The organism is Yoonia rosea (assembly GCF_900156505.1).
GTDB lineage: Bacteria > Pseudomonadota > Alphaproteobacteria > Rhodobacterales > Rhodobacteraceae > Yoonia > Yoonia rosea.
Genome location: NZ_FTPR01000001.1, coordinates 1,561,588 through 1,577,726 on the forward strand (window position 1 = coordinate 1,561,588; position 16,139 = coordinate 1,577,726).

General features: G+C 57.3%; 17 protein-coding genes. 8 read left to right on the top strand and 9 right to left on the bottom strand.

Annotation, left to right across the window (positions count from 1 at the left end; all coding sequences use genetic code 11):
- Window positions 1-166: 166 nt before the first annotated feature.
- Both B0B09_RS17620 and B0B09_RS07760 read right to left on the bottom strand, forming a co-directional pair.
- Complete coding sequence (locus B0B09_RS17620) at window positions 167-1,552, bottom strand: type IV pili methyl-accepting chemotaxis transducer N-terminal domain-containing protein (protein ID WP_165689307.1); 1,386 nt, start codon at window positions 1,550-1,552, stop codon at window positions 167-169.
- An 860-nt stretch (window positions 1,553-2,412) separates the two neighbouring features.
- Window positions 2,413-2,916: a type III secretion system chaperone family protein gene (locus B0B09_RS07760; RefSeq protein WP_055294756.1), complete on the bottom strand. Its 504-nt coding sequence runs from the start codon at window positions 2,914-2,916 to the stop codon at window positions 2,413-2,415.
- Between the two features lie 330 nt (window positions 2,917-3,246).
- On the opposite strand from B0B09_RS07760, the gene B0B09_RS07765 reads away from it, so the two are divergent.
- The 3 genes from B0B09_RS07765 (at window position 3,247) to B0B09_RS07775 (ending at window position 6,123) form a co-directional block, all read left to right on the top strand.
- Window positions 3,247-3,768, top strand: coding sequence for a hypothetical protein (locus B0B09_RS07765; protein WP_076659081.1), 522 nt, complete (start codon window positions 3,247-3,249; stop codon window positions 3,766-3,768).
- Window positions 3,769-4,128: 360 nt separating this feature from the next.
- Window positions 4,129-5,166 (top strand): M42 family metallopeptidase, encoded by a 1,038-nt coding sequence (locus B0B09_RS07770; protein ID WP_076659082.1) that lies wholly within the window; start codon window positions 4,129-4,131, stop codon window positions 5,164-5,166.
- A gap of 195 nt (window positions 5,167-5,361) precedes the next feature.
- The gene (locus B0B09_RS07775) at window positions 5,362-6,123 is read left to right on the top strand and encodes a hypothetical protein (protein WP_076659083.1); all 762 of its coding nucleotides are present in this window, start codon (window positions 5,362-5,364) and stop codon (window positions 6,121-6,123) included.
- A gap of 185 nt (window positions 6,124-6,308) precedes the next feature.
- Here B0B09_RS07775 and B0B09_RS07780 read toward each other — a convergent pair whose 3' ends face one another.
- On the bottom strand, window positions 6,309-6,914 hold the full coding sequence (locus B0B09_RS07780) for a class I SAM-dependent methyltransferase (RefSeq protein ID WP_207552138.1): 606 nt from the start codon (window positions 6,912-6,914) through the stop codon (window positions 6,309-6,311).
- A 288-nt stretch (window positions 6,915-7,202) separates the two neighbouring features.
- The gene (locus B0B09_RS07785) at window positions 7,203-7,445 is read right to left on the bottom strand and encodes an accessory factor UbiK family protein (protein WP_076659853.1); all 243 of its coding nucleotides are present in this window, start codon (window positions 7,443-7,445) and stop codon (window positions 7,203-7,205) included.
- A 108-nt stretch (window positions 7,446-7,553) separates the two neighbouring features.
- Between B0B09_RS07785 and lgt the strand changes: the two genes are divergently transcribed.
- The 5 genes from lgt (at window position 7,554) to B0B09_RS07805 (ending at window position 11,648) form a co-directional block, all read left to right on the top strand.
- Complete coding sequence (gene lgt, locus B0B09_RS07790) at window positions 7,554-8,432, top strand: prolipoprotein diacylglyceryl transferase (protein ID WP_076659084.1); 879 nt, start codon at window positions 7,554-7,556, stop codon at window positions 8,430-8,432.
- Window positions 8,429-9,487, top strand: a complete 1,059-nt coding sequence (locus B0B09_RS07795) for a class I SAM-dependent methyltransferase (protein ID WP_076659085.1) — start codon at window positions 8,429-8,431, stop codon at window positions 9,485-9,487. The genes lgt and B0B09_RS07795 overlap by 4 nt, the downstream gene beginning before the upstream one ends.
- A complete protein-coding gene (gene pgeF / locus B0B09_RS07800) occupies window positions 9,484-10,239 on the top strand; it encodes a peptidoglycan editing factor PgeF (RefSeq protein ID WP_076659086.1) in 756 nt (251 codons plus the stop codon). The genes B0B09_RS07795 and pgeF overlap by 4 nt, the downstream gene beginning before the upstream one ends.
- A 238-nt stretch (window positions 10,240-10,477) precedes the next feature.
- Entirely contained in the window at window positions 10,478-10,639 is a 162-nt protein-coding gene (locus tag B0B09_RS17925; protein ID WP_165689308.1) for a hypothetical protein, read from the top strand.
- 217 nt (window positions 10,640-10,856) lie between these two features.
- Window positions 10,857-11,648 (top strand): Hint domain-containing protein, encoded by a 792-nt coding sequence (locus tag B0B09_RS07805; RefSeq protein WP_076659087.1) that lies wholly within the window; start codon window positions 10,857-10,859, stop codon window positions 11,646-11,648.
- On the opposite strand, the gene B0B09_RS07810 is transcribed toward B0B09_RS07805, so the two are convergent.
- The 5 genes from B0B09_RS07810 to B0B09_RS07830 form a co-directional block, all read right to left on the bottom strand.
- On the bottom strand, window positions 11,637-13,007 hold the full coding sequence (locus B0B09_RS07810) for an MATE family efflux transporter (RefSeq protein ID WP_076659088.1): 1,371 nt from the start codon (window positions 13,005-13,007) through the stop codon (window positions 11,637-11,639). The genes B0B09_RS07805 and B0B09_RS07810 overlap by 12 nt on opposite strands.
- 42 nt (window positions 13,008-13,049) lie before the next feature.
- A complete protein-coding gene (locus tag B0B09_RS07815; protein WP_076659089.1) occupies window positions 13,050-13,934 on the bottom strand; it encodes a nickel/cobalt transporter in 885 nt (294 codons plus the stop codon).
- Window positions 13,916-14,566, bottom strand: a complete 651-nt coding sequence (locus B0B09_RS07820; protein ID WP_076659090.1) for a DUF1007 family protein — start codon at window positions 14,564-14,566, stop codon at window positions 13,916-13,918. Before B0B09_RS07820 ends, B0B09_RS07815 begins: the two co-directional genes overlap by 19 nt.
- 123 nt (window positions 14,567-14,689) lie before the next feature.
- Window positions 14,690-15,229 (bottom strand): DUF4166 domain-containing protein, encoded by a 540-nt coding sequence (locus tag B0B09_RS07825; RefSeq protein ID WP_076659091.1) that lies wholly within the window; start codon window positions 15,227-15,229, stop codon window positions 14,690-14,692.
- Window positions 15,226-16,110, bottom strand: coding sequence for an NAD-dependent epimerase/dehydratase family protein (locus B0B09_RS07830; protein WP_076659854.1), 885 nt, complete (start codon window positions 16,108-16,110; stop codon window positions 15,226-15,228). Before B0B09_RS07830 ends, B0B09_RS07825 begins: the two co-directional genes overlap by 4 nt.
- Window positions 16,111-16,139 lie beyond the last annotated feature (29 nt).

Genomic DNA, 16,139 nt, shown 5'->3' on the forward strand with positions numbered 1-16,139 from the left:
CTAACATGGGTAAGCCTATGCTCTGTCTCAGGAGCGAGAACCACTCGCAGCGCTCACGCAAGGCATCACAACGACACCCGATCGGCAGTTCACATAAAAAACCCCGCCGCGCACAGCATATGTCGCTGAGATCACGGCGGGGCTAATGTTTTGTGTAGATGGCCGCTTACATCAGGCTCTGTACGTTGATACCAAATGTGACCGCACCAATCACTTCACCGGTTTCCGGGTCTGTAATCGACATAGAACCCTGCGACTGGTAGAAACCGGTGCTGTCGTCAAACTCGACTTCGCTGATATGCAAAGCATCGGGGCCGACAGTGTAAGTTTCCTGCCATTTCGCTTCGTCGCCCTGCCAGTAGTCAGAGGTTACAACACTTTGTGCCACGTTCAGACCCTTGTTATCCATCACGAAGACTTCTGTGACAAACCCGGCTGTCGCGTCTTGCTGTTCCAGCAACCAAGATGAGACAGGCGATGTCAGCAGTTTATCCACAAGTGGGCCGTTGCCAGCGCTGGCTTCGGCGCGCCATTGCTGGTCAAGTACGAGGATATCATCCTCTGACAAACCGTCATGTTGCGCGTTCTGCGCCTTGATCGCAGCAATCAGGTCCTGATTTGTCAGCCAGTTGCTCAGCTCTTCGCGTGCATAGGCCTCAAGCGGGACGCGGTAGACACCGTCCTGCCCTGGCGTCGCGATCAGGTAGAGCGTGATTGTATTGTTCATCCCAACCGAAAGCCTGTTGGCCAACTCGGCGGCGGCAGCGACATCTTCGGCGGCTGGCGTTTGGCCAGCGAGAGCAGCATCGAAAATACCGCGCTGGTTTTGCCAAATCTCGAAAGTGCTCTCGAGGCTGGCCCGCACCGCGTCATTGGGCGGCGGGTTGATGCCGGCCGCGGGGAAACCGTCACGCAAGGCAATCAGGGTCTGCTGGAACTGATCGACAGATGTTGCCAGTTCCTGCTGCGCATCTGCAGAGGCGGAACCGGTCGCAAGTTCACACATTGCACGGGTCATCCGATAGGCAAGGGCACGCTGTCTGACAGCAAAGTTCAACACGGTGGCATCGCTTTGCAACAGCTGCGTCGGGTCCGTGTATTGTCCCGCCACAACGGCAGCCAACTGCTCGGTCAGCTCAAACAAATCCGCGAAGCCTGCTTTGATCGTTGCGGCATCTTCATCTGTGCCTGCACCCGACGCCAGGTTTTGCGCCGCTGCGTTCAACGGCCCCCAGGACTGTGCAGTCGTGGTCAAAGCGGTCAGCGTGCGCCCGCTTCTTTCTGCACCCGGCATACCAAGAGCAGCGCTCCCGTTGATCAAACCATCAATAATCTTATCAAAGTCGGCGCGCACAGAGGCGAGTTGGGCCTGGGCACTCTCCGCCCCGATCCCAGCGTCTACACGGCAACTGGCCGATGCCATCTCCTCGGTCAGTGACCGCAAGCTAGCAGAGCGATTAACCCGCGCCTTACCACCGTCATAAAGTGACGGGTCAATGCGCTGCGCCTCGGCAGGCTCTGCGCTGATAAAGACCGCGGAAGGGCCGGCCATAACTGCAAACGCGATCAGCGCGATTTTTGAAACGCCGCGCATCTTTAATGCAGAGCTCTTGATTTGGCGGAGGGTTGTTTTGTCTTTGATTTGCATTGCATGGTTCCTAGCTTTTATAATTCACTTATTGATTTAAAATCAACAAGTTAGCGAGCGAATAAATCGCGGCTCGCCGCACAAGATTTGATCTACCACCGTATTGGAGACCCTGGCTTTCAGATGATGGTTGATCGCGTGGTCAGAGCCGGACGTGTTGCGCGCACATGACGCAACTTCGCGACGGTTGACGGGCGACCTTTCGACGTTTTCAAACCAACGAAGCCCTGCAACGCATGACGCATCTGCATGGGACCGGGACGACGCTGGAAAACGACCACAGAAAAATGCGCGCACCGCCGCAGAGACTTCAAGGGCGGTCTTGCGTATGTGTGTCAATACTTCATCTCCCTAGGTTCGGGGCGGCCACCAAGGACCCGATCAAGGTCCGTCCACAGGCAAGCCGCGCATCACTTCCGGTCACTACTCGCTGCTTCTCACTTTGCGATACAAACCAGAGTATTTAGCTATAATTGTGTCCAGTTCGTGGTTGTTTTCGAAACTTTTTGAGGCAGGTCGGACCACCGCGCGACGCGCTCATGCACCTGTGTGCGCTGTCGCTTGCACCTGTTCGACCCGCTCCATTTGATGTGTAAGTCATTGACGTTGCGAGGGTCGCGATTGGTTGCACAGGCTGCGGTGGGCTCTCCGGCACGCGATGCCCAGAATGCGGCAAACGCCACGAAAAAACCTGCCACAAAAAACAAAATGGGCAGGCCAATGCGATGGCCTGCCCAATTATTGTACGAATGTCTTTTGTTTGGTTACGCCCGCCCGTAGGCTCCGCCAATTGCCACCTGCACGGCCTCTTCAGGCGTCCGCTCGGCCCATGTGACCAACTGGATTGCAGGGTAATACTGCTCACAGGCCGCAACGGCCGCCCCGATCATCGTATCAATCTGGTCCGGCCCTGCGACCTGATCACCCGCCAGCATCAGCCCGTAACGGTACACCATCAGGTTTTGCTCTGCCCACCAGGTAAAGGCCCCGGCCCAGCAGCGGTCATTGATCACGTTCAGTGTCTCGTAGAGGGCCGGCATCCGCTCTGCGGGCGGCTCCATATCAAAGGTGCATATCAGGCGGAGCGTTTCGTCATACGCAGACCATGCAAGTGTAATGGAATATGTGCGCCACTGGCCTTCGACGGCCATGGCGATCTGGTCGTCGTGGATGCGGTCGAATTCCCACGCGTGGTGCTCTGCGATGTGCTCCACCAGATCAATGGGATGAAGATCATCAGCCTCAAGGTAATGTTCGGACAATGCCATATGCTCGGCCTCACTGCTTTGGCGCATGGGTCATGGCAGTGCCCAAGCGCTAGGTGCCTGCTCTAGGGGCGGTGTTGTTCACGTTTATCCCCTACTACATATCGTGGCGAACGCAGATGCATGTGTAAAGTCATTTTTTGGGGATAAATGCGCAGTTGCGGAAAATTCGTGTGGATAAAAATAGCGCAATAGTTGTGTGTTGCGCTTTCTGACAATTACCCCCTTCCCATCGCCTTAGATGAAAATGGTCATTTTCCAGAATTGGCTTGGCAATGAAACTGAACGCAATTAACCAAGCAGGGTATCAACAACGAACGATTGGAACGCGCTATGGTATTTAAAGCTATCACAAAAATCTCTGTCATCCTTTTGGGGTTTTCTCTCAGTGCCTGTCTTCCGGCAGAGACAGGACAACAAAACGGTGCATCGGCTGAGATGGCTTCAGGTACACAAGCCGCAACCAGAGCGCGTGCCTCAACAAGCAACCCGGTTGTAACCGCAAGTTTTGCCGGCGCGCGGTCCAGTTGGAATGATGGTAGCACAGTGATCTTTCGATTTACTGCAATCGAACGTGACGAAGAGATTTTTCTTTGTGGCGCCTATACCGGATCCGGATCATCATTTAGTTCCCAAATGAACCGCCAGCTACTGCGCCGATCTGCAGCCACTGTGAATGGTGAAACAGTGATGAGAAACCTTTCCTTTTTCTACGGAGCTTCCGCAGACATGGAGGACTCGCTGCTTGTGGGCAGCGAAACGCGTTGCAAATCAACCGGACTTGCTGCTGGCAGCGTCCCGCTCGAGGCGGTGAAGGTCGAATTGCGCCAAGGGCGAATCGCCATTCGTACGTGAACCGAAACGCCTCAGGACAAGATCGCCCTCGCTGGAAATAGTCTTTGACGCTAACGGTGTCCTAAGACGAAGCTCCGTCAGATCGTGAGGGTGAAGAGCACTAACCTTCGGTAGCTTTTGGACATGCCATAGGCCCTGCGTCAATCTATTGGCGCATGGGTTATGGCAGCGTCTAAAAGCCGGGTACTTTCTTTCGGGGCGCGGTTGTCCACCGTTCAAATGCTCTGATTACTGTAGCCAATCCGGACTTAGCTACAAAGAAATCTCTTGCGGATAATCGCGCAGGTGCAAAAATTTCATGTGGATAATTGCCTTCTGCCCAGCCAGCGCGCAGTTTGGCGTCAAACAAAGGAGCACCCGATGAACACCGACCTTCTCAAACGGCTTTGCGAAATGCCCGGCGTTCCGGGACATGAAGAACGGGTCCGTGACCTGATCACGTCGGAAATCAAAGGTCTTTTCGATCACATCGAAACCGACCCGATGGGTTCGCTTCTGTGTCGCCGCGACGCAAAGAAGAAAGGTGCGTCCAAGATCATGCTGCTCTGCCACATGGACGAGATCGGCTTTCTGGTCAGTCACATCGACAAGAGCGGATTTCTCTATCTCCAGCCTGTTGGCGGCTTTGACCCCCGCAACCTTTTCTCGCGCCGTGTGCTGGTCTGCACCGATCAGGGCGATTTCAAAGGGGTGATGAATCCCGGCGGCAAACCGGTCCATATCTCGGCCCCCGAGGACCGCAAGAAAGTGCCTGAAGTCGGGGAATTCTTTGTCGATCTGGGTATGGGCAAAGCCGCAAAGGATATCGTGAAAATCGGCGACTACGTCGTCATGGATGAACCTTTTCTGGAAATGGGCGATAAATTCGTCTCCAAGGCGCTGGATAACCGTATCGCCTGCTGGCTTGGGATCGAGGCGATCAAGGCTTTGGGCAAAAAAGGGCGCGGTGCCGAGATTCACGTGGCCTTTACCTGTCAGGAAGAGGTCGGATTGCGTGGCGCACGCACCGCCGCCTATGCGATCAAACCCGACATCGGGCTGGGCATCGACGTGACACTGGCCTGCGATACGCCCGGCATTCCCGAAAAGGATGCCACGACGCATCAGGGCAAAGGGTTCGGCCTGCACGTGCGCGACAGCTCGTTCATCGCCGACAAAGCACTGGTCGCCGACATCGAAGCCCTCGCGATCAAGAAAAAGATCCCCTACCAGCGCACCATGCTGGCCGCAGGCGGACAGGATGGCGCAGCCGCCCAACAAGCGGCGGCTGGTGCCCGCGCGGTGGGGATCGTGGTTGGTACACGCTATATCCACACAGTCACCGAGATGGTCGCAAAAGACGATTTGCAGGCCGCGCTGGATATTCTGGTGGCGTATTTGGCCGAGTTTGAAGGGTAGGACGGGTCAAACCCGGATATCCCGAAAAGATTACTCTTCCTTCGGTGCTATGCGCAGCGCACCCGGCGCATTTCCCGGAGCATAGATCAAACGGTGGTACTAACTTTAGATAACTGTGCCGCAGCGCACAGATAATACTGCAGCAATCCTCAACCTATACGTGTGCTATCCTGCACAGAAACTAGGAGAGATTTTATGAACGATGTTTTTAGCATGTTCCTGCGCAATCTGTTAAGCGACGATACGCTCTTGCGAAAATTCCTTGCAGACCCCGTGAAGACTGGCGGGAACGCCGGTCTCAGCAAGGCGCAATGGTCGGTTCTGCGCCGTGTCATGGTCGAGGCAAGTACAGCCTCAACAAATGGCTACTCTGTTGTCCGCCCGTTGTCGGGATACCGTCAGGCAGCGAAAATGCTGTATAATGTGATGCGTCAGCAAAGTATCAGCGCGCTTGCATCCCCCGAGGCCTGTGCCGGTACTGTCTCGATTGCCGTAAGCTGGGGCCCCGACCCGGCTAACCCTGGGCAATGCCCTTTCCAGAACATCGCTGTTTGGCAAAGCGCACCCGTGACCGGGCCCGTTCTGATTTCAGACGTTATGGATCAGATTTCCAGCAGCCATCAGCTCAGCGTTTATTCCTCACAAGGGGGTAATTTCGCATTGAGCTTTGCCGATGATCACCAGTTTGACCCCAAGCGGATCATCGGATCCTTCGATATTCATGGAACCACCTACACGGCACCTCCACAGGCGATTTCAACGCATGCACCGTTCTGGTTCTGGTCAATCAACGGCTATCCAAACCCACATGACTCCGGCTCTTTGGCCGAAAGCTATGCCACCAAAAAGGTGAACTCAGGCGATGTCGTCTATTGGGATTGCGTCGCACCCGGCCCCCAATATGGCTTTCCAGCCTGTGCGCCGACGGACGGGATGCATACCCAGAACCTCGCATAGACATTGGGTGTTTGAAAACGATAGCGATGATGTCCTTGGTAGGGCGTCATCGCAATTTTTGTTTCGGGAACCCCCGCTCTCGTGCACTTACGAACCATGCATTACGGCAAGGCAGCAAGAGTTACAGGCGGTGCGCGCTATTCTGATCGCAGCTTTGAAAGCGCTCTCCGGGCTTAACCCGGCGGTTAGGACCCGATTTTGGAAAATCGCGGCGTAAAAGGTTTGGCTTTTTCAAGAACCGCGACGGAATCGTAAATATGCAGTCCGCTTATGTGATTGTAATCCGCACCGGTACCAAATTGCACATCTTCATTGAGATAATTGCGGTGCATCACGTCGGCAATGCGTCGCAGGTAATTAAAGAAGTTGCCGTCTTCGGTCAGACCACCACCAAACTTGGGCCAATATGACGTGTGCAAATCTTCGATCATATAGACCCCGTTCTCCGCAAGACGCGGAAACAAGGTCTCAAGCGTGACCGGAATATGATCCATGTGATGGCTGCCATCATCAAGCACAACATCGATCCCGCCCATTTCATCAACGACCTTGTTGAGAAAATCGGGATCATCCTGTGATCCGATCCGCACCTGCGCTGCCAATCCGTCAAATTTCGCGCAGGCAGGATCAATATCAATTCCAAAAATGACGGCATCGGGCCCCAGATACTTCCGCCATATTTCGAGAGAGCCCCCCTTTGAAACGCCGATTTCAAGAAAGCGCGTCGGCCGGTTCCGAAACTGATCAAAATATCTGGTGTAGATCGGGAAATAGTGATGCCACTTGTTCACGATTGGCCCTTTGTGATCTGCAAACAGCTTTGCAAGATCATCATTTGACGAAGCGTGGGCTGTTATGCTGCCCAAGACGTCGTCACCACGATACCTGAATTCCCGATAGCGTGCCATGCTGCTTACCCCAACTCTACATCCGCGTTTGGCGTAGATGGCTTCGCCAATCGGTTCAACCCTTGTGATCCGTTTTTGCAGCATTTCATGCCAATCACCCGCAAGGTATTCGGTTCAGGAGACCCGAGGCGCAATGGCAGTCATCGGGTGAAATTCAGGACGCACCCCGACCTATTTCTTGCCTTCCAAAGCGGCAATCCGCGCCGCCAGCGCCTCGTTCTCTTCGCGCGCTTTCTGCGCCATTGCGCGCACCGCGTCGAATTCTTCACGGGTCACGAAATCACGGTCCGCAAGCCAGCGGTCGATCATCGACTTCATCGCGGTGTTCGCCTCGTCCTTGGCGCCCTGGGCCACGCCCATGGCATTCGTCATCAACTGGCTGATGTCATCGAGGATTTTGTTGTTGCTCTGCATGGTACGCTCCATCTGCTGCTTGTTCCTTATATGGGCTTTCGCGCGCAGCACCACAACCCAAGGCAAGAGCGGTTGACTTTGCCGCACCGCCAGACAAGGAATAGCGCCATGTTTGCCGCCATTCCCTTCCCCGATATCTCGCCCGAGATTTTCTCGTTCACGCTGTTCGGTGCCACCATCGCGCTGCGCTGGTACGCGATGGCCTATATCGTGGGAATTGCGATTGGTTGGCAGCTGATCAAACTGGCGCTGACACGCCCCGCACTGTGGCGCAATGGTCCACCAATGCAGGTCTCTCAGCTTGAAGACCTGCTAACCTATATTGTTGTCGGTGTGATCGGCGGTGGGCGTCTGGGATATGTGCTGTTCTACAGGCCGGCCGATTTTCTGGCCGCCCCGCTGGACATCATCAAAATATGGGAGGGTGGTTTGTCCTTTCACGGCGGGTTCCTTGGCGTTGTGGTCGCGGTCTTCCTCTTCAGCCGCCGCCACAAGGTGCCGCTCTCCGACCTGGCCGATATCATCGCCGTCGCCGCGACCCCGGCAATCCTGCTGGTACGCATCGCGAATTTCATCAATGCCGAACTCTGGGGCCGCCAGACCGACCTGCCATGGGGTGTGATCTTCCCGGGCCAAGCCGCCCAAGCCTGTGCAACCGCACTGGAGCCTTGCGTGCGCCACCCCTCGCAACTTTATGAAGCAGGCCTAGAAGGGCTGCTGCTGGGCACCATCCTGATCCTGCTCGCTTTCCGCTTTGGCGGGCTGAAGAAACCGTGGCTCTTGTCCGGCATCTTCTTCATGGGCTACGGCATTGCGCGTTTCCTTGTGGAATTCGTGCGCCAGCCGGACGCGCAATTCGTCAGCGTCGGCAATGAACTGGGACTTGCGTTCCACATCGGCGGCTACGGGCTGACCATGGGCCAGACACTGACCCTGCCGATGATCCTCGTCGGCCTCACCGTCGTCATCGCGGCGGCACGCAAATGACCGCCTTGGGTGATCTGCTGATCGCCCGCATAACGCGGACTGGCCCGATGTCACTGGCCGATTACATGGCCGATTGCCTGATGCACCCCCAGCACGGCTATTACGCCACGCGCGATCCATTCGGGTCTGCGGGCGATTTTATCACGGCCCCAGAAATCAGCCAGATGTTCGGCGAGCTGATCGGGCTGGCACTGGCCCAAGCATGGATCGACCAAGGGCAACCAGCACAAATCACGCTGGCCGAACTTGGCCCCGGTCGCGGCACCCTGATGCAGGATGCGCTGCGCGCCACACGCGGCGTGCCGGGATTTCACCAAGCACTCTCGGTTCATCTGGTCGAGACCTCCCCCGTCCTGCGCAAAGCGCAATCCGACCGTCTCCACGACGCGACATGGCACGACAGTATCGCCACCTTGCCAGATGCGCCGCTTTATCTGATCGCGAATGAATTCTTCGACGCCCTGCCGATCCGCCAATTCATGCGCAGCGGCGATGGCTGGCGCGAAAAGATGGTCGGCGTGACGGATGGCGCGCTCACTTTCGGCCTTTCTGCAGCAGCACCCATTGCCACGGTCGAACACCGCCTCACCGACACGACAGAGGGTGATCTGGTCGAGATTTGCCCCTCTCTCCCTGCCATTGCCGAAACGATCGGTGCGCAGATCGAAAAATCCGGCGGTTGCGCGCTCATCGTCGACTACGGCGACTGGGTCTCACAGGGCGACACCTTGCAAGCGCTGCAATCCCAATCCTACAGCGACCCGCTTGCCACCCCTGGCCAAGCAGACCTGACCGCACATGTCGATTTCGCAGCCATCGCCCGACATGCCGCCCCTGCCAAATATACGCGGCTGACCCCGCAAGGTGTGTTCCTTGAACGCCTCGGGATTACCGCGCGCGCGCAGGCACTGGGTGCGAAACTGGCAGGTGAGGCCCGCACGGCCCATATCGCCGCACATCGGCGCTTGACCCACCCTGCCGAAATGGGCGACCTTTTCAAAGTGCTCGGCCTTTATCCGTCAACCGCAACACCACCTCCCGGACTGGAGCCATGACGCTCGACATTATTACCTCGCCGCTTCTGGAAAGTGTCCCGCACGGGTTCTTTACCCGCGCAGGTGGCGCATCCTCGGGCGTGTTTGCGGGGCTGAACTGCGGCTATGGCAGTTCGGACCAGCACGAGATCGTGGCGATCAACCGCGCACGCGTTGCCAAAACGCTAGGCGTCGATGCGGAAAACCTTGTCGGTGTGCATCAGGTCCATTCCGCAGATGTCGTGACGCTGGGCACACCCATGACACCTGCCCCCAAAGCCGACGCGCTGGTCACCGCCACCAAGGGCATAGCGCTGTCCATCCTGACCGCCGATTGCCAGCCTGTGCTGTTTGCAGATACGCAAGCGGGCGTGATCGGGGCGGCGCATGCGGGATGGAAAGGGGCCGTCAACGGCGTGCTTGAGACAACTGTCGCCGCGATGGAAAATCTTGGTGCGACGCGCGCCAATATCGTCGCAGTCATCGGGCCCTGCATCAGTCAGGCCAACTATGAGGTCGGACCAGAGTTCTACGACACATTCGTTTCCGCTGATCCCCAATTCGACCGCTTCTTCCGCCAAGGCAACGGCGACCGGTTCTACTTTGACCTGCCCGCCTTCGGGCTTTTCAAGCTCAAGCAGAGCGGTATCCGGACGGCAGCATGGACACATCATTGCACCTATGCAGACCCTGGCCGATTCTACAGCTACCGGCGCAGTGTCCACGAACGACAGGCCGACTATGGGCGGCTGATTGCGGCAATAAGGCTCTAGCCCCGCGCCGTTTAACGAAATGAGGCAAAATTTGCCTAGGTTTGTTAAACAAGCCCGTCTTCCGCGCTCTTCTGCATTAGATAATTTATAATATTATCAAATACATACGCATTTTTCGCCGAATTCATGCGCGCGACTGAATCTTTTCCCCAGTTGGTCAAAATCTCGCCAGTATGATCCCACATGCTGATCCTCAATCGGCGCTCGCTAAGGGCACCAAAAAGAAAGAGGTATCACCATGAAAAGCCGCTGGCAGAAATCGCTCGAAACTGCAGTCGCCACTTATGACACACCAATGCCTTGGGCACGTGGCAGCCTGCGTGACGCTATGATCGCACGCCGTTCAGAGAATGCAGGCGATACAGCGCAACCTCTCGAACAGATCGCGCAAGGCGCTTAACGCGCTTGCCCTTGCGCCTTTGCTGCAGTGCGCAGCAGGCGGCACCGGGCAAAAAGACAGATGTAGCCATTCAAAGGACGCTGCGCCGTGTGCTGGTGCTTACGTTGGCTGTATCGCATTGCCGGGCAAAGGTGCCCTGCAAGTCTAGGCAACTTAACTATTGCTCGGATGTTGTTGGTGGGACAGCAGATGACGACAGCTCTGAAAAGGCTTTTTTATGGAACCGTCCCCGACCCCAGGCACATCGCAGACTTCCGACATTTTCAGCCCACAGATCAGGCTGACACCTGCCCAGCGGCAACATGCAAGGACGCAAAACAGCGAAGTCGCCCAGCGCAAGTACGAGGTGATGTACCTTGATGCGCAAGGCCGCTTCAATGAATTCAACACCATCGCCCGCGCCCATCCGGCCTTTGAGGAAGCTTTCGCCGTCCTCGGTCACGCCGCAATTGTGCAGACCCAGAACGGGTTTTTATCCGTCGAAGACGTATTGCCGGGCGATCAAGTCCGCCTTGCCGATGGCAGCTATGAAAAGCTCTTGTGGCGCGGCCGGATCACACTTGGTCCCGCAACAAATGCGGCCAATTCAAAACAGCCCATGATGACACGGATCACCGGCGACGCCTTCGGCTATAGCCGTCCGTCACAGGATCTGGTGCTGGGGCCATCGGCCCGTCTGCTGCACCGCGCGAATGGCATCCGCCGCATCGCTGGCAGTGATGCCGCCTTCATCCCCGCCGCTGATTTCGTAGACGGCAACACCGTTCTGAGCCTTGAGCCTGCAACACCCGTCAGCGTCTTCCAGTTCGGATTTGCCGGGCAGCGCTGTGTCGTGGTCAACGGGTTGGAAATCGAAACATTGCATCCCGGTTCCGCCTTCAACCTCGGTCTGCGGGGCGATGCATTGCGCGAATATCTTTCGCTTTTCCCGCACAAAAGCGGGTTTGAGGATTTCGGCCTGATGGAGCACCCGCGCCTGCGGATGCGCGACCTAGAACTACTCGGCTAAAACCTGTGGGGCGATCTTCACTGAGCGCCCCCAGAACCGCCACAAAAGCAGGACAGCGGCAATGGCCAGCCCGATCACAAGACCGAGCCAAAGCCCGACCGCACCAAAGCCCAAGGTAAAGGCCAGCAGATAGCTGACCGGCAATCCGATCACCCAATAGCTGATTGCGGCCATGACCATTGGCACGGTCGTATCCTGCACACCGCGCAGCAGGCCAAGAGCCAGCACTTGCAACCCGTCAACCAGTTGAAACAAGGCCGCGACCATCACGAGGCTGGCGCCGATGCGTAGCAGGTTGGCGCGCTCTGGCTCATTGGGGTCGATAAAGAGCGACACCAAAGCCTCTGGCATCGCAAGAAAGATGAGCGACGTCACAATCGCATAGATCGCTGACATTCCGATGGCTGTCATGCCGCCACGGCGCAAGGATATTTCATCCCGTCGCCCCAGAGCACGGCCCGCCCGCACAGTGGCCGCCTGACTGAAACCAATATGGACCATAAAAGTAAGGCTCGCCAACTGGATCGCGATGCCATGTGCGGCAAGCTCAATCGGCCCGATCCAGCCCACCATGATGGCAGAGGCACTGAACAGCCCACCCTCGGCCAGCGACGTGACACCAATGGGCCAGCCCAGCATAAATACGCGGCGCAGGATCGTGCCGTCACTGCGCCAGAAATTCTTGAACAGTTCAAATTGCGGCAGGACACGCAGGATATAGATCATCAGCACCAGAACCGTGATCAGCGTCACGCTCAATGATGCAATCGCAGCCCCCATGATCCCCAGTTCCGGCATGCCCCAGTTTCCGAAGATCAGCGCATAATTGATAAAGACATTCAGCACCGCCGTCCCGATCGTCGCCCACAGAATAATCGCCGTATGCTCAAGTGCCGCCAGAAAGGACTTGAACGTCATGACGATCAGCGCAGGGATCATCTGCCAGATCACGATCTGCAGATAGATATGGGCCAGCCGCGACACCTCGGAATCCTGGCCGATGGCAATCAGGATTTCTTCGGCCCAGAAGAACGGGATCGTGACAATGAATCCGTAGAAGATTGACAACCACAACCCCATCCGCGTGACGCGTCGTACCTGCACTTCATCACCCTGTTCCGCAGCTGACGCCACCAAAGGCGTGACCGCCTGCGCAAAACCTGCGCCCACGATGAAGATGACAAAGAACAACGTGCCGGCGATGGTCGAGGCGGCAAGTGCAGTGACATCATACCAGCCCAGCATCACCGTATCGGTGATATGGATGGCAAACTGCGCCAGATTGCTCAGGATCAGGGGCATCCCCAGTTTCCAGATCGCACGGCTGTGGTCTTGATATGTTTGTGCGACAGGTTGCATGGCCAAACCCTTAGGCCCGTTCCGCGTGCCGGTAAAGTGCAATCAGATGCTGCGCAGCACCAATTGGCTGGCAAGCAATACGACAATCGCACCTGCCAAAATCTCGGCCCAGGCCAAGGTCCGCGCCACCGCCCCGTGCTGCACCAACTGCAAGGCGCTTTCGCGCAACCCAACAGCGGCGAAGGCCACCATCACGGTAATGCTCGCGGTGCCAAGACCCATGACAAAGGCCCCGATGATTCCCGCCCAGTCGATGCCCAACCGCCACGTCAGGATCAGCAGGAACAGCGCGCCAGTGCAGGGCCGGACCGCAATCGTGCCGATCACCACCATCGCATCCCGCCAGGAGCGCACAGTCTCGGCCTGTTCCATTGTCGGCCCATGGGCATGTCCGCAAGAGGCACAGACGTCACTGTCGCCCGCATGGGCATGGTCATGCTTGGATCGCAAATGGCGCAGGCCCCGCAGCATGAGCCATAGCCCGACTGCGCCGATCAATGCATAACTGAGCGGGGCCAGCACATCATCGGCCACCCCTGTCATCTGTTCGCGCCCCCAGCCGAACACAAAGACGGCCGCGTAAACCAGCAGCACCGCTGTCAGCGCCTGCGCCAGTGAGGCACCCAGCGCCAGCCCTGCCAAGCGCCGCGCAGGGACCCGCGTGCCTGCGCCATAGCCGCCAATCACCAGCTTGCCATGGCCCGGCCCTGCGGCATGGACAAACCCATAGGCGAAACACAGCCCCCAAAGCGTGGCCAATGCCCCCGGCTCACCTGCGCGCAATCCGCGCAGGGCCGCAGCCATGGCGTTTTGCACATCGCGCTGGGCAGCACTGGCATAGCGCGTTACCTGATCCGCCCCGCCAAAGCCCCAAAGCCAAAGCGCCAGCGCCCCGAAGGCGGCAAGGATCAGAGCGGGCCAGCGCATGTCACCACAATCGTGTCCGCAAACGCATCGCCAATGGCTGGGAAGTAGTCGTCGGGGCCAATCTCATCGGCGCTTTGCCCGTCAAGCAGGCTTTCAGCGAGCGCATAGGCGGCATCGATATCGGCGGGAATGACCTCAGCACTGCAATCATCGCGCCCTTCGATCAGCACAGGACGGCGCAAATCATAAGCGGTGTAAAAGCTGGGGTCGTACACCCGTATCTGCAGCGGCGACGTGCGATCGGGAACATCCGGCACAGGCCGCAGGTGTGTCTCCACAAACAATCCCTCAACATAGGTCATGCGATGATCCTGCTTTTCCCCCAAAGCCAGCACCGCATCGGCCTGCGCGACCTCGAGATCACCGGCATATTCGGGGGGCCAGGCCGCAATCTGGCTGTCGAGCAAAGCCTGTTCATCCGCGGTCAGGACCAGATCGCCATCCATGTCGATCCCAAGATCGGTTGTCACCAGAAGCGAAAACAGATCGTCATATTGCCAATCAAGTCTGATCCCCATGTCGCCAGCCTCATCAAAGACGACAGTGACCTGTGCCTGCACAAAAACATGCGGGTGGGCGGCCGCGGTGACGGGCACGGCCAAAGCGGCAAGAAGGGGAAGGACAACACGCATGCAGCCTATGTAGGGGTATCTTGGCGCATCGACAATGCGCTTGCATCCAACGCCCCGCAGCGATCAATTCTTTGCCAAAAATTGATCGGAGAGTCCGAAGATTTTTCGCCGCGCAATCTGTGGTCACGCTGTATGTGCAAGCCACCCGCGATAATGCACCATCGGCGCACCTGTGATGGGGGCCGACAGCGCCACATCAAAATGAAACCGCCCCGCATCTTCATATTCCCGCGCCACACTGACCGGCAAAAGAAAGCGTGGAAAAGGCACAGGCCCCACGCGCCCTGCCTGCACTGGAAAATGCAACTGCCCGTCTGCCACGTGCAGCCCCAGCGTGAAGGTAAAGGGACCGAAACGCTCGGTCATCTGCCCGTCCTGCACCCGCAGGAAAGACCAAAACCGCGCGGCGCCGAACTGGCGCTGCCACAACTCACCGCCCTGTTGCGGGGTCATGGTGACGGTGACAGCAATATCATCTGTCGCAGGCGGAAACCGGAACAGGAAGGCAATCAGCCGCGCCCAACGCGACGCACCCCGCGTGACACTGGCACGCCCTGCCCACTGGCTTGGCGCAGTGACATTGTGCAGGTCACGGACAGCCGGTGGAAGGTCGGCGTAACTTTCCCCCAGATAGCCCGCGAAGAGCGGCGCGTTTGATGTCACCCCAAAACCTCACGCCACGAATGTTTGGGTGCAAAACCCACCATCCGCTTGGCCTTGTCGTTGGCATAGAATGTCTCATCGGGGCGCATGTCGCGCATTACAGGCACCCCTTGATAGAAGCGCTCGATCACCTCGTCTGATGTGATCCCTACCGAGAGATCATCATTGGAGACATTGAAGACCTCATACCCCAGACCATCGGTTTTGAGGCAACAATCCACCATATGCCCCAGATCGCGCGCATCAATATAGGCAAAGATGTTGCGGCGGCGCAGGGCGGGATCATCCATATAGGCGGGGAACTGTTCGGCGTATTCATGCGGCTCGATCACATTGTTGATGCGCAGCGCATAAATATCGCTGCCCGTGCGCGCCTGAAACGACCGCCCCGTCACCTCGTTACACACCTTCGACATCGCATAGCTGTCGTGGGGCACAGTGGGGTGGTCTTCATCAATGGGCACGTATTCAGGTTTCAGTTCGCCATCGGCAAAACAGACAGCATAGGTCGTCTCGGAGCTGGCAAAGATCACCTTGGGGATACCCAGCTTCACTGCCGCCTCGATCACATTATAGGTAGAGAGGGTGTTCTGGCGAAAACACTCGCCATCGGTCCCAATCATCACGCGCGGGACGGCGGCAAAATGCACAACAGCATCATATTTCGGCACACCAGTGCCCGGATCCAGCTCGTGGAAATCCGCATATTGCGACATCGCGCCAATCACCTGGCCACTATCACACAAATCAATCAGCAATTCCGACACATCAAGCCCTGAGGGTACACGGTCCGCATTCACGACCGTATGGCCCTGCGCCTGCAGATAAGTAATCGCATGACGGCCCGCCTTGCCGCTGCCGCCTGTGAAAAATACGCGCATGATGTCCTCCGTTTTGCATGGCAGAGGAT